The sequence below is a fragment of the Paracoccus ravus genome (assembly GCF_004522175.1).
GTDB lineage: Bacteria > Pseudomonadota > Alphaproteobacteria > Rhodobacterales > Rhodobacteraceae > Paracoccus > Paracoccus ravus.
This window is the reverse complement of sequence record NZ_SDEB01000030.1, coordinates 16,289-36,409: the sequence shown is the minus strand read 5'-3', so window position 1 is coordinate 36,409 and position 20,121 is coordinate 16,289. Positions and strand designations below refer to the sequence as shown.

General features: G+C 63.7%; 21 protein-coding genes and 4 pseudogenes. 16 read left to right on the top strand and 9 right to left on the bottom strand.

Annotation, left to right across the window (positions count from 1 at the left end; translation table 11 throughout):
- A pseudogene (locus ESZ60_RS21145) lies at window positions 1–156 on the bottom strand (IS5/IS1182 family transposase); the annotation flags it as partial.
- A 64-nt stretch (window positions 157–220) separates the two neighbouring features.
- Here ESZ60_RS21145 and ESZ60_RS21905 point away from each other — a divergent pair.
- From ESZ60_RS21905 to ESZ60_RS17805, 5 genes and pseudogenes are all read left to right on the top strand, one after another.
- A pseudogene (locus ESZ60_RS21905) lies at window positions 221–411 on the top strand (IS256 family transposase); the annotation flags it as partial.
- 74 nt (window positions 412–485) lie between these two features.
- A pseudogene (locus ESZ60_RS21900) lies at window positions 486–565 on the top strand (transposase); the annotation flags it as partial.
- A gap of 152 nt (window positions 566–717) precedes the next feature.
- Window positions 718–1,362: a hypothetical protein gene (locus tag ESZ60_RS17810; protein WP_245155762.1), complete on the top strand. Its 645-nt coding sequence runs from the start codon at window positions 718–720 to the stop codon at window positions 1,360–1,362.
- Between the two features lie 256 nt (window positions 1,363–1,618).
- Window positions 1,619–1,783 carry a hypothetical protein gene (locus ESZ60_RS20890; protein WP_167620217.1) on the top strand — a complete coding sequence of 55 codons (165 nt, stop codon included), beginning with the start codon at window positions 1,619–1,621 and terminating at the stop codon, window positions 1,781–1,783.
- 92 nt (window positions 1,784–1,875) lie between these two features.
- On the top strand, window positions 1,876–2,349 hold the full coding sequence (locus tag ESZ60_RS17805) for a sigma-70 family RNA polymerase sigma factor (RefSeq protein WP_134682061.1): 474 nt from the start codon (window positions 1,876–1,878) through the stop codon (window positions 2,347–2,349).
- A 367-nt stretch (window positions 2,350–2,716) separates the two neighbouring features.
- Here ESZ60_RS17805 and ESZ60_RS17800 read toward each other — a convergent pair whose 3' ends face one another.
- The 7 genes from ESZ60_RS17800 to ESZ60_RS17770 all read right to left on the bottom strand — a co-directional run bounded on the left by ESZ60_RS17800 (window position 2,717) and on the right by ESZ60_RS17770 (window position 10,197).
- Entirely contained in the window at window positions 2,717–3,781 is a 1,065-nt protein-coding gene (locus ESZ60_RS17800) for a c-type cytochrome (protein ID WP_245155761.1), read from the bottom strand.
- Window positions 3,778–4,347: a cytochrome c oxidase assembly protein gene (locus tag ESZ60_RS17795; protein WP_134682060.1), complete on the bottom strand. Its 570-nt coding sequence runs from the start codon at window positions 4,345–4,347 to the stop codon at window positions 3,778–3,780. Before ESZ60_RS17795 ends, ESZ60_RS17800 begins: the two co-directional genes overlap by 4 nt.
- The gene (locus ESZ60_RS17790; protein WP_134682059.1) at window positions 4,344–4,703 is read right to left on the bottom strand and encodes a hypothetical protein; all 360 of its coding nucleotides are present in this window, start codon (window positions 4,701–4,703) and stop codon (window positions 4,344–4,346) included. Before ESZ60_RS17790 ends, ESZ60_RS17795 begins: the two co-directional genes overlap by 4 nt.
- A complete protein-coding gene (gene ctaD / locus ESZ60_RS17785; protein WP_425331332.1) occupies window positions 4,703–7,243 on the bottom strand; it encodes a cytochrome c oxidase subunit I in 2,541 nt (846 codons plus the stop codon). Before ctaD ends, ESZ60_RS17790 begins: the two co-directional genes overlap by 1 nt.
- Before the next feature lie 53 nt (window positions 7,244–7,296).
- Window positions 7,297–8,295, bottom strand: coding sequence for a cytochrome c oxidase subunit II (locus ESZ60_RS17780; RefSeq protein WP_134682057.1), 999 nt, complete (start codon window positions 8,293–8,295; stop codon window positions 7,297–7,299).
- Between the two features lie 81 nt (window positions 8,296–8,376).
- A complete protein-coding gene (locus ESZ60_RS17775; protein ID WP_134682056.1) occupies window positions 8,377–9,774 on the bottom strand; it encodes a PQQ-dependent sugar dehydrogenase in 1,398 nt (465 codons plus the stop codon).
- 12 nt (window positions 9,775–9,786) lie between these two features.
- On the bottom strand, window positions 9,787–10,197 hold the full coding sequence (locus ESZ60_RS17770) for a DUF2231 domain-containing protein (RefSeq protein WP_134682055.1): 411 nt from the start codon (window positions 10,195–10,197) through the stop codon (window positions 9,787–9,789).
- A gap of 143 nt (window positions 10,198–10,340) precedes the next feature.
- On the opposite strand from ESZ60_RS17770, the gene ESZ60_RS17765 reads away from it, so the two are divergent.
- The 3 genes from ESZ60_RS17765 (at window position 10,341) to ESZ60_RS17750 (ending at window position 12,040) form a co-directional block, all read left to right on the top strand.
- Window positions 10,341–10,523, top strand: a complete 183-nt coding sequence (locus ESZ60_RS17765) for a hypothetical protein (RefSeq protein ID WP_134682054.1) — start codon at window positions 10,341–10,343, stop codon at window positions 10,521–10,523.
- A gap of 201 nt (window positions 10,524–10,724) precedes the next feature.
- Window positions 10,725–10,988 (top strand): hypothetical protein, encoded by a 264-nt coding sequence (locus ESZ60_RS17760; protein ID WP_134682053.1) that lies wholly within the window; start codon window positions 10,725–10,727, stop codon window positions 10,986–10,988.
- A 770-nt stretch (window positions 10,989–11,758) separates the two neighbouring features.
- Window positions 11,759–12,040 carry a TonB-dependent receptor plug domain-containing protein gene (locus ESZ60_RS17750; protein ID WP_134682052.1) on the top strand — a complete coding sequence of 94 codons (282 nt, stop codon included), beginning with the start codon at window positions 11,759–11,761 and terminating at the stop codon, window positions 12,038–12,040.
- A 302-nt stretch (window positions 12,041–12,342) separates the two neighbouring features.
- Here the strand turns inward: ESZ60_RS17750 and ESZ60_RS17745 are convergent, their stop codons facing one another.
- Window positions 12,343–13,026 carry a GntR family transcriptional regulator gene (locus ESZ60_RS17745; RefSeq protein ID WP_245155760.1) on the bottom strand — a complete coding sequence of 228 codons (684 nt, stop codon included), beginning with the start codon at window positions 13,024–13,026 and terminating at the stop codon, window positions 12,343–12,345.
- Between the two features lie 108 nt (window positions 13,027–13,134).
- Here ESZ60_RS17745 and ESZ60_RS17740 point away from each other — a divergent pair, with 108 nt between their 5' ends.
- The 8 genes and pseudogenes from ESZ60_RS17740 to ESZ60_RS17705 all read left to right on the top strand — a co-directional run bounded on the left by ESZ60_RS17740 (window position 13,135) and on the right by ESZ60_RS17705 (window position 19,493).
- Window positions 13,135–13,905, top strand: coding sequence for a LamB/YcsF family protein (locus ESZ60_RS17740; RefSeq protein ID WP_134682051.1), 771 nt, complete (start codon window positions 13,135–13,137; stop codon window positions 13,903–13,905).
- Window positions 13,898–15,499 carry a 5-oxoprolinase subunit B/C family protein gene (locus ESZ60_RS17735; RefSeq protein ID WP_134682050.1) on the top strand — a complete coding sequence of 534 codons (1,602 nt, stop codon included), beginning with the start codon at window positions 13,898–13,900 and terminating at the stop codon, window positions 15,497–15,499. The genes ESZ60_RS17740 and ESZ60_RS17735 overlap by 8 nt, the downstream gene beginning before the upstream one ends.
- Window positions 15,499–17,208, top strand: a complete 1,710-nt coding sequence (locus ESZ60_RS17730; protein WP_134682049.1) for an acetyl/propionyl/methylcrotonyl-CoA carboxylase subunit alpha — start codon at window positions 15,499–15,501, stop codon at window positions 17,206–17,208. Before ESZ60_RS17735 ends, ESZ60_RS17730 begins: the two co-directional genes overlap by 1 nt.
- Window positions 17,209–17,254: 46 nt before the next feature.
- Window positions 17,255–18,115, top strand: a complete 861-nt coding sequence (locus tag ESZ60_RS17725) for an urea carboxylase-associated family protein (protein ID WP_134682048.1) — start codon at window positions 17,255–17,257, stop codon at window positions 18,113–18,115.
- Window positions 18,116–18,217: 102 nt separating this feature from the next.
- Window positions 18,218–18,661 (top strand): hypothetical protein, encoded by a 444-nt coding sequence (locus ESZ60_RS17720; protein ID WP_134682047.1) that lies wholly within the window; start codon window positions 18,218–18,220, stop codon window positions 18,659–18,661.
- A pseudogene (locus tag ESZ60_RS17715) lies at window positions 18,622–18,702 on the top strand (transposase); the annotation flags it as partial. The gene ESZ60_RS17720 and the pseudogene ESZ60_RS17715, both read left to right, overlap by 40 nt.
- A 204-nt stretch (window positions 18,703–18,906) precedes the next feature.
- The gene (locus ESZ60_RS17710) at window positions 18,907–19,170 is read left to right on the top strand and encodes a hypothetical protein (protein ID WP_134682046.1); all 264 of its coding nucleotides are present in this window, start codon (window positions 18,907–18,909) and stop codon (window positions 19,168–19,170) included.
- A 23-nt stretch (window positions 19,171–19,193) separates the two neighbouring features.
- Window positions 19,194–19,493 carry a hypothetical protein gene (locus ESZ60_RS17705; RefSeq protein ID WP_134682045.1) on the top strand — a complete coding sequence of 100 codons (300 nt, stop codon included), beginning with the start codon at window positions 19,194–19,196 and terminating at the stop codon, window positions 19,491–19,493.
- Window positions 19,494–20,121 lie beyond the last annotated feature (628 nt).

Below are 20,121 nucleotides of genomic sequence, written 5' to 3'. Positions count from 1 at the left end.
CGTACCGGCAGAGTAGAGATCGGCGACATCCTCGGCTAACCAGCCGAGGTGGAGCACGCGGTCGACGCGGGCAAGGACATGATCATCCGGCACAAGGTCACGCAGCGACCCGCAGACGAAAAACTCGAGCTGATTTCGGTTTTGATGACCAATCATCCTGGCACCCGCATCAAAGTCCTGGCCCATGGAATCAGTGAAGCATGGGTTTTTCAACAGCCCCCGAGTGCATTGGATGCGCAACGCCCTTGCGCATGCCTCCTCCGTTGTGGCCGCGGCGATCCGCTAGGCATTCGATCAACCCGCTCGCACCCATGTCTCGGAAACCTTGCGCACGATGACTGAGCAGGTTCGCCCGGATGGTCAAAACTCGTGGATCTGATGGACGAGATCGAGCATGATGTGCTCGCCTAAATGGGCTCCGCCCGTTCTTGCCTCAAACCGTCCATCGGACGGACGGTTTGCCGCTTCGCGGGACGGCGCAAACTCCCCGCCAGCACCGCGCCAATTTATGCAGCACCAATTCATCGAGCGTCGGAATAGGGAGGTGAAGCGTCGCGCCGATGTCGGACGTCGTGCTTTCCCCTGCCGTTATCGTCTTAGCACCGCCAAACCGGATCAAAGCGGCAGGCCTTACCTCTCGGTCATGTGAGGGGCGGAGCGAAACATTTCTGTGCGTCCGGGGGTTCGCGACACAGGAAACATGGCTGCGAGGTAGAGATGAACACTTCATTTAAGGCAGGCGGCATCCTGCGGGCCGGCATGGTTGCTGCGGCCTTCTCGCTTGTCGTTCTGGGCGTGCTGGCCGCGCTGGCGGGCCAGCCGTTCTGGATGCCCCTCAATGTCACGACCCAAGCGCTTTACGGGCCGGAAGTCGCCCAGATCCGCGAAGTCGATCTGGGCCATACCGTGTTGGGATTGCTGATCCATGTCGCATCCTGCATCTTCTGGGCGGCAATTGCATTTCTGCTCATGGGATGGGTCGGCTCCGCGGTCTTGGCGGGCTTCGGCACGGCGCTGCTCGCCCTCGTGATCGATTACGGCATTCTGCCAGAGAGGCTCAGCCCGGGCTGGCATCTCTCGCTGTCCTTTCCCGCCGTGATCTGCGGCTTCATTGCGATGGGGGCCGGGCTGGCGGTGGGTTTGCCGCAGCTTGCGCCAAGCCGGGCGAGGCGAGGAAGGGCAGGGACCATGCCGCATCGCGAACCTCCGCTGACACATGGCGGCCCCGAGGCGCTGCGACATCCGGGCCCCCGTATCATCGACCAGCGCCAGCAGCGCATCGACCCCGCAAATGAGGTGACCGAGGACCCCAACCGCCGCAGCGACCTCAATCGCAAGCAGCCGGGGGGAAGCAAACTCTAGCCGACCGGCCAGATAGAATTTCGGCTGGAGCCATTGCCACCGTGCTCGCTGCGGCATCGCGGCTTTGCTGACGCAGACCCAGGCGTGTCAGCCATGGCACGGATGAGTGGGGATGCGTGCGCGCGGCGCTTCCCACGCCCCCCCCGAGTTTTGAAATACCGGGTCACGCTTGGCTTCGCGCGTTTGTGAGGGAAATGCCGGGGCATGCCTGTAACATCCCCGCCGCTCAAAGGTTTTGCGCGGGAAAGGACGATGAATGAGCCATCTTATGCAGAAAAACATTGAAATACCCGAACTGGGCCCGGAACTCGAAAAGGCGCTGTCCGAGCTTATCGAGCAGACTGGCCGAGAGCCGATATCGGCCCGCCTGCGCGAACTGGCCGCATGTCTGGCCGCGGCACTGGAACGACCCGAGGCCTGACATGATCCTGCGCGCAATTCCGCCGGGGAACGATCAAGACGGAACTCCGCTGGCATCTCGGGGCTTACCTTCATGACGCCCGGAGGTATTCCATGAAGAATGAGATCCTTGAGCAGATCCCGGCATTGCGGGCCTATTCGCGCGTGCTGTGCCGCAGAGTTCCCGATGCCGAAGACCTGGTTCAGGAAACCTTGCTGAGGGCGATCGAATATGCCGACAGTTTTCGCCCCGGCACCAACCTGCGCGCCTGGCTTTTCACCATCATGCGCAACCGTTTCTATACCAATTGCCGCAAATCCGCGCGCGAGCAGACAGGCGGAACCGATTGCGTCTCGGAGCAGTCGCGCGCCCAGGCCGGGCAGGAATGGCACATGCAGGCGTGCGAGATGCATGCGGCGCTGCGAGACCTGCCGCCGCATTACCGCGAGGCAATCCTGCTCGTGGGCGCTTTGGGCGAAAGCTATCTCGAGGCGGCGCGGATCCTGAATTGCGATATCGGCACGATCAAGAGCCGCGTGAACCGGGCGCGCCAGATGCTGCGCAAGGTACTTGAGCCGGAATTCTGACCCTATCCGATTGCGCCAACACCCTCAGGGCCAAGTGCCCCTCTGGGCCTCGCTCGGTCACGCCTATAACAATTTGGTTGCGCTGGATTTCTGCGCCAGAGGCGGGGCAGGGCGAGCACCGCCCGAGTGCGACAGGGTCACGTCGCGTTACCGGGGCGGTAACCCGGCGGGGACGGGGCCGGCTCGGGTGCCGAAGTCGAGGGCCGGCGTCAAGATCACCTGGGCGGTAGTCCTTGTCGGCGGCTTCCGTCACGAAGGTTCTCGGCATGGAGACTAAATTCCCGCGCGCAAGGTCTCGCCTTGCCGCAAGTCGCAATGCATGACCCGCTACGCCGGTCATTGCCAGAGCACGCGGCTTGCCGTCACGTCAGCGCTCCGACCCGTCCAGACGCGCCGGGGGCAGGGCGGCGTAATAATCGGCAAGATCGGCGATTTCAGCGTCGCTCAGATCGCGCGCGGCATGATGCATGAGCTGCGCGAGTTCCCCGCCGCCGCGCGGTCCATCGCGCCAGAGCTTGAGCTGGCTTTGCAGGTAGGCGGCATGCTGCCCGGACAGCGCGGGGAAGCCCGCATTGAGCCTTTCGGGCCAGGGACCGTGGCAGGCGGCGCAAGAGGGCACCGCGCCCTTGCCCCTTGTCGCAAGCGCCGCGCCTTTTGACGCGATGGGCGACGGGGCGCTCTCCTCAGGCGCGGGAAAGCGCGTCGAAATCCGGGCGATCGCAGACTCACCCAGACCCGAAGCGGCCTCGGCCATGATGCCGCTGTCCCGCTGGCCGTCGCGATAGGCGCGCAGGCTGGCGGCGATATAATGCGGCGACAGAATATCGAGGCGCGGCACCAGCGGATTGCGGGAAACCCCGCCCTCGCCATGGCACATGGCGCAGCTTCCGCGCGCATCGCCTGCGCTCAGGCGGTCATATTCTTCCGACCCCATCCTAGCCGCCGCCTGCACGAAGGCCACGACCGGCCAGACGTCATCTTCGCGCTGCGCGGGCCAGGCGGGCATCCCGGTCATCTTTGCGCCTTGGTGGATAATCCAATGCAGCTCGGGCGCGGCCCAATCCGCCGCGAGGGCGCTGATATGGGGCGGGACGGGATCCATCGCGCGGATGGTGGCATTTTGCGCCTCGCCGGGGCGGCCATGGCACATGCTGCAAGCCTGCTCGAAATGCCCGGTCCCAAGCGCGATCATCTCGGGCGAAGCAAGGTTTTCAGGCGGCACGGCCCCGGCCCGCAGCGCGACCGAATTGCGGAAGGTGGTATGCAAAACCCATTCGGTCAGCCCCAAATGCCCCTTGCGGGCCGAGACGTTGAAAAGGCCCAGCCCGACGACCAGCGCGGCCGTGACGCCTCCCGCCAGAGCCAGCGCCATCAGCAGGGCACGCAGGGTGAACCCGTCCAGCCGCGCCAGGAAGCGACGCAGGCGGCTCATGCCGGGGTCTCCTGCAGGGCAGAGCGGGTCAGGGCGAGGCCGGCGAGCAGATAGATCGGCGTCCCGATGGCCAGCATCAGCACGCCGCCCAGTTGCTGCCCCGAGAGGTCGGGGGCTGTCCCGCAGATCGCCGCATAGAGATCGCGCGGCGCAAGGATCAGGATCGTGCCGAGCAGCGTCATATGCATCGAGGTCAGCAGCATCCCGACCGCGCCCGCCAGCCCTGCCTCTCGGTGGAACGCCCCGGACCAGACCGCGAGACCGGCCAGCAGGAACAGGGCCTGCTCCAGGATCAGCGCCATGCCGTCCTGCCGGGTCGCGGCGTGAAACAGGGGCAGATGGGCGGCCCAGATGATGGCAGCCTCGAACCCGGTCGCGGGCAGGATCGGCGGCGCGATGCGGGTAAGCCAGGGCAGCCCGCAGACCAGCAGCGGCGCGGCAATCGCGACCAGCCCCATATGCCGGATCATGTGGCCCGGAAACGCGCCGAGCAATGCGGGCCAGTCGGGCAGCCACAGCCCGGCAAGCGTGGCCGCGCCAAGGGTCAGGGCAAGCGCGCGCCTCATCTGCAATCCCCGATGAAAATCGCGGGAAGGCTCACGAAGACGACGCCCACCAAAGCGACGATCGCAAGAAGCAGCCCGGCATGGCCCAGAAACTCGCGCCGATCGCCGGCGGTGGGGCGGGCATGGACATGGTCTCCGTCATCCAGAAGATCCCATTGCCGCCAAGCCAGCACGCCATGCCACAGGATCAGGACCAACGCGATGACCGTGACGGCGGCGATGCCGATGCGGGCCAGCCCATAGGGCGCGCCCTTTGCGCAGATGGTGGCCGCCCAGCCATAGACGGCAACGAAATGCAGCGCCCAGATTCCGGGCGCAAAGATCATGTACCACAGGCTGTCATGGCGGCTGCGCATCAGAGCATCCTTGGAACAAGGGCGATCATCGCCGTGGTGACGAGGCAGGTCACGATCAGGAAATGCCAAAACAGCGCGGTGTTCCACAGATCGGCGTCATGCCGGGCCGTCATCCGGCCCGCGAGACTGCGCGCAAGGCAATAGGCTTGCATGATCGCGCCGCAAAGGACATGCGCGACCGTCCAGACCACCAGTGCCCACATCATCGCGGGATAGGCATGGCTGGTGGGCGCAAGCCCCGGCAGCCAGACCGCCGCGAACAGCGCCCCCGCCCCGGCAAGGGCAAGGATCGGCGCGGCCAGCAGCAGGCCCCGCGCGGGGACGATGCTGCCCGCCGCATTCACCCCCCGCGCGATCCGCGTCGCGCCCCATGAGGCAAGGAACAGGCACGCCGCCGCAAGGCTCGGCAGCAGCGCCGCATGGGGGGCGTCCGGGGGCGGAAAGTCGGGCCGCGCCGTCCAGTAGAAGAACACGCCAAAGACGAGGCTCGCGAAGCCCGTCGCATCGCCCAGCATGGTGATGAAGACCGCCCACCAGCCCGGCGCCTTGGGCCCCGAGACATAGAGGGGCAGACGCAAGCCAAGCCCTGCATCCTTGAAACGCGCCTCGGGGATGCGCGCGGTCGCGGTCCAGAGCCACCAGATGATCGCCCCGATCGCCACAATCCCGCACAGGACGGCGGGCAGATACATCTTGAAGGTGGGCAGGATAAAGGCCCCGCCGGTGAAAGCCGCAGCGACAAGCGTGCACCATGCCGGTCCGGTCAGCCGCGCGACATGCTGCGGGACCGCATCCACCGCCGAGGTGATCAGGGTCTCGCGTTCGCCCTCGGGCGCGTCGGGCAGGTAGAAGCGTCCGGCATCCATCCGCGCCAGCATCTCGGGCTGATCCCAGAGCGGGTAGCGCGAGGTGACATAGGGCACCGAGCGCACGCCCCATGGCTCGTCCGGGACGTCATGGGTCCATTCCAGCGTGCCCGCGTCCCACGGGTTGCGCGCGCTATGCGGCGCGCGCCCCTTGGGCCGGATCAGGTCCCAGACAAAGACAAGGATGCCCGCCGCCAGCACGAAAGCCCCCAGCGTCGAGATCAGGTTCAGCATGTTCCAGCCCAGATCGCCCGAATAGGTATAGACCCGGCGCGGCATGCCCAGAAGGCCGGTCAGGTGCATCGGCAGGAAGCAGATGTTGAAGCCGGTGAAGCACAGCCAGAAGGACCAGCGGCCCAGCCGCTCGGACAGGTTCTTCTTCATGATGACCGGGAAGAAATAATAGACCCCGCCGATCACCGGAAAGACCATGCCGCCGAACAAGGTGTAATGCAGATGCGCCACGATGAAATAGGTGTCATGGACCTGCCAGTCGAAGGGGGCAAGCGCCACCATCACGCCGGTCAGCCCTCCGGCGGTGAAGATGGCGACCGCCCCCGCGATCCAGAGCATCGGCAGGATCATCCGCACGCGGCCCACCATCATCGTCGCGATGAATGCAAAGATCTGCACGCCCGTCGGAATCACCACCGCCTCGGACGCCGCCGAGAAGAAGCCCAGCGACAGCGCGGGCAGGCCGGTGGCGAACATGTGATGTACCCAGAGCCCGAAACTCAGGAAACCCGTCCCGACCGCCGAAAGCACGATCCACGAATAGCCGGTGATCGGGATGCGCGCGGCGGTCGGGACCACCATCGCCGCAATCGCGATCGAGGGCAGGAAGATGATATAGACCTCGGGATGGCCGAAGATCCAGAACAGGTGCTGCCACAGCAGCGGGTCTCCGCCGCGCTCGGGGTCAAAGAAGGGCCAGTCGAGCGAGCGTTGCAACTCGAACAGGAAATCCCCGGCGATCAGGGGCGGGAAGGCAAAAAGGATCATCCCGCCCACGACCAGCACATACCATGCGTAAAGCGGCATCAGGTTGATGCGCATCCCCGGCGGGCGGCATTTGATGACTCCCACAATCAGTTCGACGGCCGCCGCGATCGAGGCGACCTCGATGAAGGACAGGCCCAAGAGCCAGATATCGGCCCCGATCCCCTCGCTTTCGGTGGCAAGCGGCGGATACATGAACCAGCCCGAACTGGGGGCCGCGTCGAAGAGCACCGAGCCAAGGACGAAGACCCCTCCGATCAGGAAGCACCAATAGCCATAGGCCGAAAGGCGCGGGAAGGGCATGTCCCGCGTGCCCAGCATCGCGGGCAGCAAAAGGATCGAGATCGCCTCGAACATCGGCACGGCGAAGAGAAACATCATCGCCGAGCCATGCATGGTAAAGAACTGGTTGAACCGATCCGAGTCGAGAAAGCCGTTCTCGGGGACCGCAAGCTGCACCCGCATCAAGAGCGCCAGCACGCCCGCGCCCAGCATGAAGGCCAGCGCCGTCATCGCGTACCATTTGCCGACATGGCTGTTGTTCACGGCGGTGATACGGCGCCAACCGCGCGGTGTCTCCCATGCCTTGCGCAGGTTTCCGGCCTGCGCGCGCGACAGGTCCGGATCGACGGGTTCGGCCAGCATCGCAGGCGTGGGCGGCCAGACGCCCTGCATCGGGCTGTCGAGAATGTCCGAGGAGGCCGCCCCTTGGGGCAGGTCGGTCGCGCTCATTTCAGCCCCTCCAGATAGATCGCGAGATCGGCCATGTCCGCGGTCGAGAGATGGTCATAGGCGGGCATCCTCACCCCCGGCTTGAAGGCCGAGGGATCGCGCAGCCAGTCGATCAGCGATTGCCGGGTCATCGGCAGGGTGCCCGCCGCCAGCGTGGCGCGACCGCCCAGATGGGTCAGGTCGGGTCCAGTGGTGCCTTGCGCCGGGCCGCCCCGGACCGCATGGCAACCGCCGCAACCCTCGCGCAGGAAGATCTCGCGTCCGCGCCGCGCCTCCGGGGTGGTGGGTTCCCTTGCAGGTGCCGCCTCTGCCGCAAGCCACCGCGCGAAGGCATCGGGCCGCATCGCGACGCCGACCAGCGCCATGCGGGCATGGCTCTCGCCGCAGAACTCGGCGCATTGGCCGCGATACTGGCCGGGCAGGGTGGGCTCCAGCGACATGCGCGTGGTCCGGCCGGGGATCATGTCGGTCTTGCCGCCGAAGGCCGGGATCCAGAAGGAATGGATATATTCGCGGGCTTCAAGCGTGATCTCGCTGCGGCTGCCGGTGGGCAGGCGGATCTCGTTCGCGCTGGCGATGGGCGTCTCCGAGCCTTCGGGCAGATATTCGACCCGCCACCACCAGCTTTCCCCGGTGACCCGAACCGTCAGCCCGCTGCCCATTTCGCGCTGGCGCGGCATCTCGCGCAGCGCAAAGACCAGCAGCGCGGTCAGCAGCAGCACCGGCAGCACGATCCCGCCGCCGATGATCAGCGCCTCGGCCAGACGGCGCGAGTGTGGATGCGGGCGCAGATGGGCGATGAAAAGCATCAGCCCGTTCACGGCCAGCCAAAGCAGCACGGCCCCGGCCAGAAGCACCCAGAAAAGCGAGGCCAGAACCTCGGCATCGCGCCCGGCCGGGGACAGGACCGATTGCGGCCCCCGGCACCCGCCCAAGAGAATTGTCGACAGGATCGCGGCGCGGTTCAGCTTGCTTTGCTCGGGTCTGCTGGCCATGTTCCCCCTGTCGGCTTGCAGGGACATAACAAGCTCGGCGCAGAAAAGTGCCGTGAGCCCCGCGATTTCCGTTTTTCCCGATCAGGGGCCCGTTTGACGTGTCGCGGTGGTCACGCCCATATCGGTGCCGACAGGCGCGGCAGTCACCGTGCCGTCCGAAGCGGCGACGCGCCAGACCGTGTTTCCGGCATCATCCGCGATCAGCAAGGCTCCCGTGCCGTCGATCCCGACACCGACGGGTCGGCCGCGTGCACTGTCGCCGTCCAGAAATCCGGTCACGACATCCTGTGGCGGGCCGGCGGGTCGGCCGCCCTCGAAGGGAACATAGACGACCTTGTAGCCATTGAAATGGTTGCGGTTCCAACTGCCATGCTCGCCGATGAAGGCCCCGTTCGCGAAGTCCGGGGGCAGGGCCGAGCCGTTCGAGAAGGTCAGCCCCAAAGCCGCGACATGGCTCGACAGCGCGTAGTCCGGCTTGATCGCCTTTTCCACCATGTCCGGGCGCTCGGGCCGGACGCGGCGGTCGACATGGGCGCCGTAATAGCTATAGGGCCAGCCGTAGAAGCCGCCGTCCTGAACGCTGGTCATGTAATCCGGCACGAGGTTCGGCCCCAGCTCGTCGCGCTCGTTCACCACGGTCCAGAGCGCGCCGGTCTCAGGGTGAAAGGTCAGACCGTTGGGGTTGCGCAACCCCTCTGCATAGACCCGGCTCGCCCCGGTCGCGCGGTCGATCTCAAGGATCGCGGCGCGCCGCTTCTCGGCCTCGATCCCGTTTTCGGCCACGTTCGAGTTCGATCCGACCGAGGCGTAGAGCATCCGCCCGTCAGGGCTGAGCGCCAGATCCTTGGTCCAGTGGTGGTTGATCGGCCCGCCGGGCAGCGGCGCGAGGATGCGCGGCGCATCGGTGATCTGGGTCTGGCCAAGGCTGTAGGGATAGGCCAGCACCGCGCCGCTTTCCGCGACATAAAGCGTGTCCTCGATCCAGGCGACGCCAAAGGGCGAATCCAGCCCCGTCAGCAGATCGGTGCGGTCATCCACGGTGCCGTCCCGGTCCGTGTCGCGCAGAAGCGTGATGAGATTGCTTTCCTTTTGCGCGCCGCCGCCGCCATGCGCCATGGCCATGATCCAGCCGCGGATGAAGTCCTTGGGCCGCGAGGTGGGTTTGCCTTCGGGCGCGCGGGACTGCACCACCAGCACGTCGCCATTGGGCAGGGTGTGAACCGTGCGCGGGTTCACCAGATCCTTTGCATATGGGGTGATCGCAAGGCCTTCGGGAACGGTCGGGGTCTGACCCTCGGACCAGCCGACGACCTCGGCCACCTTAAGTTCCGGCCAGAGGCTGAGATAATCGGGTTCGGGCAGAACCGGATCGGCTCCGGTTTGGCTGGTCGTGTCGAAATTGTCCTGGGCCATGGCCGGTTGCACAAGGGACAAGCTGCAGCCCAAGGTGACCAAAACGGTTTCTTTGGGAAATCTCATCGGAATGTCTCCTCAGTAAGCTGCGCGGCTGTCGAGCAGTGCCGAGGCAAGCATCAGAAGAACGGCGAGGGCGGAAAGCGCGATGCCCCAAGGCACCACTGCGGTCCAGCCATCCCCCGCATGGACCAGATTATTGGCGAATGCGACGAGCAGAACCGCCAGGCCCAAAAGCGCGCCACGCCAACCGGCGCGCCACCAGCCCGTGAGCAAACCAATCGCCCACCAGAGCGCGAAGAGAACGCCTGCCGCCAATCCGCTGGCCAGCAGCCATGAAGAAAAATTCAGCCACATCAGATTGGCCGTCTGCCAATAGGCGAGATCCGAGCCGAGCGCGAGCGTGAAGCAGGCAACGGGAAAGGCCGCGAGAATGGGAAGGAGCCGAGAACGGGCCGGAACAGCGGTATCAGCGGGGTGCCAGGTCACGACGGTCTCCTTCTTGGACAAGGTTGTAGGTCCAAGCTCTCAGATCGTGGCGATGTTCCGGGGCTTCACGAAAATATCACCGGGCCGTGATGTTGGAACCTCATGCACGGCCACAGGTTTTTCCCCGGAGAACGGAGGTTTCCATGGTGGGAAAAAGCAACACCCCAAGCGCTCGGCGGCTGTCACGGGCCGCAATGGTGGTGGTCGCGATCTTCTTTGCAACGGTCCTCGTGTTCTTCGCGGGACGCCTCATCTGGCATGGCGAAGAGCGCAGCGAGGATCCCGCAAGCCAACAGGCCCCGGATCAGAACCAGCGCGTGGAATGATCCATCAGCCAGTGATCCGGAGGTTGCCCCTCCGACCCCGGTTCGGTCGGCTCGCCCTGCAACCTTGTGGCCCGAGGACGTCAATGTAACGCGTCGCAAGGACCGAACCTTCAGGAAAATCAAGCTCTGGACCCCATCTGATGGGTTATGAGGACACATAGATCGCTGTGCCAGCCATCTCAGCAGACAGGAGATTTCACTATGACCGATGCCATTCTTCATCTGAGCGGCATTGATCCGGTCCTCGGCAGGGTTGAACCCACGCCGACCGGCTTCGTTTTTTCGGTCGAGCAGATGATCCTACCCGATGGAAACATGCCGCGTGACAACAAGGCTATGCTGGAGGTCGCGGGCCGCGCGCCCGAGGGGGTGCATCTGGAAAACATCAATGTCGCCCGCGTCACGAGTTCTGGTCTCTACCGGGGCACGATCATCTTGCGGGCCAAGGACGCGCCGACGCCTTGAGATCTCTCACGGTGACGGCGCGGCTTCCGGGCAGGATCCGCGCGCGGCGCGAGCTGGGAATGAGGCACCGGGCGCGTCTGCCGAAGATCAGACCCGGCTTGGCCCGCAACTTGATGAAGCCGCGGGTGACCATGCAACCTATCCGCGCACAGGACATCCGCCGACCAGATGGTGACATCGGAGTTGGCAATCACCTCGCGGCAGGCGCTGGTGCGCGGGCCAACGCATCTCCACCACGGTGGCGATCGCGGTGGCATCCCCCCGCAGACGCGGCCCGGTTGGCAAACCGTGGCACATCAATAGACGACGCAACTGCTTTCAGGGGAATAGTCGCCGCGGCAGGACCGCGAAACTCAGTGCTTCGCCGCTGGCAAGGCCAAGGTCTATATCGACCTGCCGGATTTCCGCTTCTGGAAGCACGCGCCGCAATCAGGCTTGCTGAATGGCTGCTTTGGCCGCGCGTTCAAGCTTTCCCCCGAGGATATGCTGAAGACCGTTTCGCTGTGAGGCCAAGCCCGCGAAGGGAAGGTTCATCCGATAGATGGGCCTTTCGCAAAACGCAAACTTTCACAACCTGTTGTTGAACTTTCACAGACCCTTTGCATTCCGCCGCCATTAATTTTGCCAAAGTTAGTCAATTCATGCATTTCGGCAGCGATAAGTTGACACGCCAGCCTTTGCCAGCCTCAGACAGATTGCAAAGGCTAGGATCATGAAGTGACGTCGCCCTAAGTTCCGGAGTTCTCCGGACAAACACCGCACTTGCGCTGATGACGATCTGCGCGCCCGCCTTGGCGCAGCAGGTCGAAACGCAGGTCACCGAAACTGAGGCCCTGGCCCTTGCGCCCGTCACCCTTCTGGCGGACTGTCAGGGCACCAGCACCCGCGAAGTTCCGGCCTCGGTCTCGGTCATGGACGGCCAAGAGATCCGCGAGCGCCGTATGAACAACATGCAGGAACTGATGCGCTACACGCCCGGCGTGCTCTTACAAAGAAATCAAGTATATAACGCTCCAGCCCACGGTTTAATGGCGATGACAGCACAGAGATGAAGACAAGGCGGTCGAACCGGAGACCCTGCCCCCCCACGGGTGTCAAGTGCCCATTGCGCGTCATGTTAACTGGGACGCGATCTGCGCAATTCATCCGGGCCAGAGACAATCGCCGCGAATAAAGGCGTCGAAATGACGGCTTTCGGCAGAGGCGCCTCAAACTCAAAGCATCAACTTCAGGTTCGTCCGACCAGAGTAGCCAAATGCGAGCGGGTCGGGGCATACAACAAGATGCCGCCTGTCACCAGAGCCGCCGCTAAATGAAGAGGGAGCCTCTGGGGAAGGTTACTGGGAACGGGCGGCTATGTCCGATGTCTCGTCCGGTGAAGCGCCGCGTGTATGCCACGCTCGGATTTGGTCAGATAGGTTCCCAACTGATCAAGGGCCCCAGCTATATCGCCTTTCTCCAAAGTGGTGACGAGTGCTTCATTCATGGCGATATAGGGTTCGTGCAGGTGGGCGCCGTCGCCGAGATGGCCAAAGACCAGACGCAACTCGGCAAGGACCAGTTCGAACCAATCGTTCAGGCGCTGGCTGTCGCACAGTTCCACCATCGTGCGGTGAAACGCCATATTGATCGTCCCGACCCGCGGCCAGTCGCCCGCCGCAGCCGCGCATTTTGCCTCATCGACCAGCAGCCGCATCTTGGCCAGCGCGGGGTGGGTTTTCGTCGCGGCCTCGATTGCCCCGCGCTGGATGATTGACCGCACGCGATAAAGATCGATGATTGCGGCCTCGTCGGGCGAGGCGACGAAAACGCCCCGATTGGGGACATGGACCAGCAAACCTTGGCTGGTCAGCAGCCGGAATACCTCGCGCAGCGTATTGCGCGAGATCGAGAATGCCTGTGCGACCTGCTGTTCGGACAGTTTCTCGCCGGGTCTGAATTCGCCCTCGATCAGCTTGTTGCGAATTTGCGCGGCCACCTTCGAGGCGCGCGAGCCTTCTTCCATGTCAGTCCCGGCCAGATTGTTCACCCTGTTCATGGCCTCTTACCCCGCGCGCAAAATCGCCACAACTCTAGGAGATTTTAGATTGTTCAACAATAATAACATGTGTATTGAGCAATAAAGGTGCACTTGGGGGGGAAGGCAATGACCCGTATCGACCTGAATTCCGATCTGGGCGAAGGTTTCGGGCCTTGGCCGATGGGCAATGATGCGGCGATGCTCGATATCGTCACCAGCGCGAATATCGCCTGCGGTTTCCATGCCGGAGATCCGGCGGGCATCCTGTCGACGCTGCGCAAAGCTGCCGAACGCGGCACCGCGGTCGGCGCGCATATTGGCTATCCTGACCTTGTCGGTTTCGGGCGGCGCGAGATGAACCCGTCCAGCGCGGAACTTGTCGGCGACACGATCTATCAGATTGGCGCACTGCAAGGGCTGGCCACGGCGGCGGGCACGCGCGTGACCTATGTCAAACCGCATGGCGCGCTTTACAACACCATCGCCAAGGACGCCCGGCAGGCCGCCGACGTGATTGCCGGCATCAAGGCGGTGAACCCTTCGCTCAAGCTTCTGGCACTTGCGGGCGCGCCGATCGTGCAGCAGGCGCGTGAGGCGGGGCTTGTCGTTTTCAGCGAGGCTTTTGCCGACCGGGCCTATAATCGCGATGGCAGTCTGGTGAACCGCCGCCTTGCCGGGGCGGTGCTGCACGATCCCGCCGAGATCGCCGCGCGAATGTTGCGCTTTGCACAAGAGCGCAAAATCCGGACCATCGACGGGGTGGATATCGATCTGGATGCGGATTCGATCTGCGTCCACGGCGACACGCTCGATGCGGTCGAGATTGCCCGCGCGCTCCGCAAACAGCTTGAAAAAGCCGGGATCGAGCTTGCCGCATTCGCAGGCTCCCATGACTGAGGCCCTGCGCTTTCACCGCATGGGCAGCGAAGCCCTGCTGGCCGAGACTGGCAGTCTGGACGCGGCGCTGGCCTTGTTCGACGGCCTGCGCAATGCCCGGATCGAGGGCATCACCGAGCTGGTTCCGGCGGCGCAGACCGTCTTGATCCGCTATAATCCCTCGCTTCTGACCCGTCACGCGCTTGAGGCGGTGGCGCGCGGCATCGACCTGTCGGGCTATCACCTTCGCTATGGGGAAATATTTGATATTCCAGTCACTTATGACGGTGAAGATCTACAGGATGTGGCCGAGTTTCTGGGCTGGAGCGTCGAGGATCTGATCCGCCGTCATGGCGAGGCGACCTTTACCGTCGCCTTTACCGGCTTTGCGCCGGGCTTTGCCTATATGACCTCGGACGACCCGGCCTTTGACGTGCCAAGGCGCAAAACGCCGCGTGTCAGGATTCCGGCGGGATCGGTCGCGATTGCCGGGCGGTTTGGCGGGATCTATCCCTCGGACAGTCCGGGTGGCTGGCAATTGCTTGGACGGACGCCGTTGAAGATGTGGGATCTGACGCGCGCGCGCGCGGCATTGCTTACGCCCGGCGATCAGGTGCGCTTTCGCGATATGACGCGTCATTCCTCGGCTTTGGCCTTTGCGCAGGCCAAGGACGCAGGCGGGGAACAGGCGACGCCCCCGGCCTCGGGGCTGGTGGTGACACGCGCCGACCGGCCCGCGCTTTATCAGGATCTTGGCAGGCCCGGCCATGCCGATCAGGGCGTTTCAGTTTCGGGCGCGGTCGATCGCGCCTCGCTCATCCGCGCCAATCGTCTGGTCGGCAATCCGCCCGGCATGGCCGCCATCGAGGTGACCTTTGGCGGCTTCGCCCTTCGCACGGATCGCGCCGCGACCCTCGCCGCCACCGGTGCCCCCTGTCCGCTTGAGATCAGGACCGCGGACGGGCGCAGGCTTGCGGCCGAGATTGACCGCGCCGTGACACTTGATGCGGGGGACGAGTTGGTGCTTGGCACGCCCGCGCGCGGAATGCGGACCTATCTTGCATTGCGCGGCGGCATCGAAGTCCTGCCCGCGCTGGGATCGGCCTCGACGGATACGCTGGCCCGGATCGGTCCGCCGCCGATTGCCACGGGCGATGTCGTCATAGCCGCGAACCAGCGCGTCGGCGCGGTCGAAATTCCGGCCACCGATGCAGCGATCCTGCCCCGCGCCGAGGATCTCGTCTGCGTGGATATCGAGCTTGGGCCGCGACAGGATTGGTTCACCGAAAACGGCCTTGAGGCGCTTTTGTCGCAGGACTGGCAGGTCAGCAGCGAATCCAGCCGGGTCGGGATGCGCCTGACCGCTGAAACGACAATCGAGCGGGCAAATAACGCCGAGCTTCCCTCGGAGGGGGCCGTGCGCGGCGCGGTTCAGGTGCCTCATAGCGGCCAGCCCGTCGTCTTTCTTGCCGACCACCCGCTGACCGCAGGCTATCCGGTAATCGGCGTCGTGGCAGCGCATCATCTTGATCTTCTTGGCCAAATTCCCATCGGGGCGCGTATCCGCTTTCATGCCCGCTGCAAGGCCGCCCCATCCGCAAGGACACAGCACTGATGAAAAAGCTTCTCATCGCAAATCGTGGCGAAATCGCCATTCGCATCGCACGCGCTTGCCGGGATTACGGCGTGGCCTCGGTCGCGATTTATTCGGATGCGGATGCGGGCTCGCTGCATATCGGTCACGCCGATGAGGCTTACGGCCTTGGTCCCGGCCGTCCGGCTGAAACCTATCTCAATATCGCCAAGATCATCGAGATCGCCCGCCGCTCGGGCGCGGATGCCGTCCATCCCGGCTATGGCTTCCTGTCAGAGCGCGCGGAATTTGCACAAGCCGTTGTGGATGCGGGGTTGATCTGGGTCGGTCCCGCGCCCGAGGTGATCGCGGCTCTGGGCGACAAGGTCGAGGCGCGGCGCATCGCGGCCAAGGTCGGCGCGCCCTTGGTCAAGGGCTCGGACGGACCGCTTGCCACGGCCGCCGATGCCGTGGCCTTCGCCCGCGAGGCGGGCCTGCCGATCGCCATCAAGGCGGTCTTTGGCGGCGGCGGGCGCGGCATGAAGGTCGCCCGCGAACTGGACGAGGTCGGCGCGCTTTTCGATTCCGCCACCCGCGAAGCCGCCGAGGCCTTCGGTCGCGGCGATTGCTATGCCGAGCAGTTTCTGGACAAGCCACGCCATATCGAGGCGCAGGTCATCGCCGATCTGCACGGCAATACTGTCGTCCTTGGCACGCGGGATTGCTCGTTGCAGCGCCGCAACCAAAAGCTGGTCGAGGAAGCCCCGGCCCCCTTCATCAGCGACGCGCAGCGTGCGCGTATCCATGCTGCCGCCCGCGCCATCTGCGTCGAGGCAGGCTATAGCGGCGCGGGCACGGTCGAATTCCTGCTGTCGCGCGATGGGGTGATCTCGTTCCTCGAGGTCAATACCCGCCTTCAGGTCGAACATCCGGTGACCGAGGAAACCAGCGGCCTCGATATCGTGATCGAGCAGTTGCGCATCGCCGACGGCTTGCCGCTTTCGGTCAGCGAAGCCCCGGCCTCGCGTGGCCATGCCCTTGAGTTCCGGATCAATGCCGAGGACCCCGGACGCGGCTTCCTGCCGACGCCGGGCCTGATCGACAAATTCCGCGCGCCCTCGGGGCCGGGCATTCGTGTCGAGAGCGGCGTCGAGAGCGGCTCGGAAATTCCGAGGCTTTACGATTCGATGATGGCGAAGCTGATCGTGACCGGGGCGACCCGCGAACAGGCTTTGGCCCGCGCCCGACGCGCGCTGCGGGAGTTCCAGATCGAGGGGGTGGCCTCGGTCCTGCCGTTCCACCGTGCCGTTGTGAACGAGCGTGCCTTTACCGGCGAGGACGGATTTGCGGTCCATACCAATTGGATCGAAACCGAATTCGCGGGCCTTCCCCCTGCGCCGCGCGTCGATGCGGTCGCGGGCGGCATGATCCGCAGCTTCATCGAGATCGACGGCAAGATGCACGCCATCGGTCTGCCCCCTTCGCTATTTTCGGGGCTTCGCGCCGACCCAAGTGCCGCCACGCCCGTGGTCGAGGCCGATGACAATGCCCTGACCGCGCCCATCGCCGGCAATTTGCAGCAATGGCTGGTCGAGGACGGCGCGATGGTCGCCGAAGGCGAGATCGTGGCGATCATCGAGGCGATGAAGATGGAAACCCGTCTTGCTGCACCGAAAGCCGGTCGGATCAGCCTCAAGGCCGAGGCGGGCAACCTAGTCAGCGGCGGATCGACGCTCGCCACCATCGCATAGCGCAACCGGCGCAAACCAACCCTGCCGACATCATCCGAGAGACAGTATGAAACCCTTTGCCATTACCGATACCCCCGCCGATGCCGATGCCCGCAAGGCGATCGCTCCGGTCATTTGCTACCCAGTCGAGGGCCTGCCCCGGCCCGATATCTCGGATTATCGCGAGCTGCGCGACGATCTCGACCTGATCGAAACCCTCGTCGTTCCCCCGCGCGATGCCGCAAGCTGGACGGTTCCCGCGGGCCATTTCTTCCGGATTCTGTGCTCGGAAGGACCGCAGGTCGGCGATCTTAACCTGTTCAACGCCAATGACCTCAATGAGCGGTTCTATAGCGGCAAGACGCGCGCCCTGAATGGTACGCATCTTGGTCTGGGCGATCAGCTTTTCTCGAATTTTCCCTATCTTCGCCCGCTGGCCACGATCACGCATGACACGCTGGACTGGTACGGCTTCGATGAATTCGGCGGTTCGGTCCATGACGTGATCGGGACGCGCTGCGACCCCTATACCCACAATCTGCTCAGCAAGGGTGGGCAGTACCACTATTGCTGCCATTCAAACCTGACCCGTGCCTTTGCCAAAGCGACGGGGAAAAGCCTGACCGAGGCCGAGCCCTTTGTCCATGACGTGCTGAACGTCTTTATGTGTACGGGCTTCACCCGCGATACCGGGCAATATTTCATGAAGGCCAGCCCGGTCCGCATCGGCGACTATCTGGAATTCTTCGCCGAGATCGACCTGCTCGGCACGCTGTCTGCCTGTCCCGGTGGCGACTGCTCGACCGAGCATTCCTCGGACAAGGTGCAGTGCCATCCGCTCGTGGTCGAAATCTATAAGCCCAAGCGCGCGCCGCGGGGCTGGGCCGCGCCGCAGCCCAATGGCTATGACCGGACCCATACCTCCTGATCGGCGGATAGGGGGCTGAACATCCAAAGGAAGCCACCCCCGGTTGGGGGTTGGCTTCATGCCCGCGCCGTGCTTTGCGCCGAAAACCCCGGAGAGTTACCAGTGGAAGTTCATCTGACCGCAGTAGACGACGCCGAACGGCAAAAGCGTCGGGTTCGTATGGGCCTGCTTGCCCCGGCCTCGGACATTTTGATCGAGCGTGATTTCTGGCGCATGGGGATGGCGGCGAATGTCGATATCTTCACCACGCGCATCGCCTTGGAAATGCCGCTGACGCCCATGACACTGGCGCGGCTGGCTGACGGGATCGCGGGGGCCAGTTCGCTTTTGCTGCCAGAAGCCCAGATCGATGCCTTGGTCTTTGGCTGCACCTCGGGATCGGCGGTCATCGGTCCCGCCAATGTCGCTGCCCGCGTTCATTCGGTGAAGCCCGATCTTGCCGTGACCAATCCCGCAAGTGCTGCGGTTGTGCCCTATACCTCTGATGTGGCCGAGATCACCGCAGTTATCGTGAGCGCGCGCTCGATACCCGTCTGGGCACGTTGAACCTGCGGGTGCCGAAGTTGCGGCAAGGCAGCTACTTCCCCGTTCGGACCTTTGATCGATCCCCCGGGACTTTTGACGCCCGTAGAATACGGTTGATCACCGTATGCAGTCGTAGGCAAGCATTTGATCCGTATGTACAAGGGGTCAAATTGCGTTGTTTTTCATATGCAGATGTAGAAACGGATTTCGACGGAATTTCGTGATGGCAAAACGCACCAAACGGTCATTCAAGACCCCCCACCGACGTGGCTCGCATCCCCTTGGAAACCGAATCAGAGCAAGAGAAATGGTCCAATGTGCAGGGCAACGGCCTGAAGCTGATCGCCAGGAAGACGACGAAGACGTTTTACTTCATGCGGCAACGGAACAACATGAAGGAGATACGGGAGATGGCCGGTCGCCCTGTCGTCGCCGCTTCGGAAACGGCGAACACGAACAAGGCCATCACACAAGCGATTGACGACCTCAAGCGCGACCTTCGCAAGACGGGCACGGCAGCAGATCACTGACCCTTGCCGACGCCTACGCCCTCATGGTCGAGACCGACCAGCGCGAAAGGACGACAAGCACATACAAAAGCGGTTGGAACCGCTATGTCCGCGACAAGTTCGGCGATCGCAACATGGTGGAGTTCGCCGAGCAGCATCAGGAAGTCCGACTTTACCATGAGGAACTGACGGCCACCTGCAAGCCGAGTGGCCCAAGCCAGATGCTGCGTGTCATCGGTGCCCTCTATGCCCGCGCCAAAAAACGCTATCCGAAGATGCCGCCCTGCGCGATCATTTCGCCGCCGTTGCCGCAGAGACCAACCCGGTCTAACGAGCGTTCCTAGCGGCGCTATATCTGACAGGAATGCGCCCTGATGCCTTGCGCGAATTGCGCTGGGACTGACGGCACGGAAACGGGTTCATCATCCCCGGCCAATACATGAAGCAGACAGGGCAGAACGCGACGAAGGACTTCTACCTTCCGATTACGACCCAGCTCATGGACGTCTTACGTCAATGCGCCCTTGAGAAGATGGAACCCGTGACCGCCACGAAAAAGCCGGTGCTTAACACAGCTCAGGCAGCGAAACGGCTGAAAAAGTCCGAGCAGACCCTTCGTGCTTGGCGGTCGAAAGAAAAGGGGCCGAAATGAGGTCGGTCGCCAGAAGGTGGGCACCCCTATTACGCGGAAGAGGCGATAGACGCTATCTTCTCGAAGGCGAGGACAACACGCATAAGTTGCCCCCGAGAGGCGGAAGTCGCGCGAAAGACAAGAACCGTGAACTGGCAACATAGCCCGCTAAATCAATGCTTTGGATCAACCGATGGCGCAGCTTATAAGGCAAGCTGCGCCTTTTCTATTGCCGAGATCCCGCATGAACATCACCACCCCCGCCCCGCTCATCTTTGCCGGGACAGATGGCCGTTTCCACTACACATACCTTCTGCGCCGCATTACGCCGGGAGAAGGCC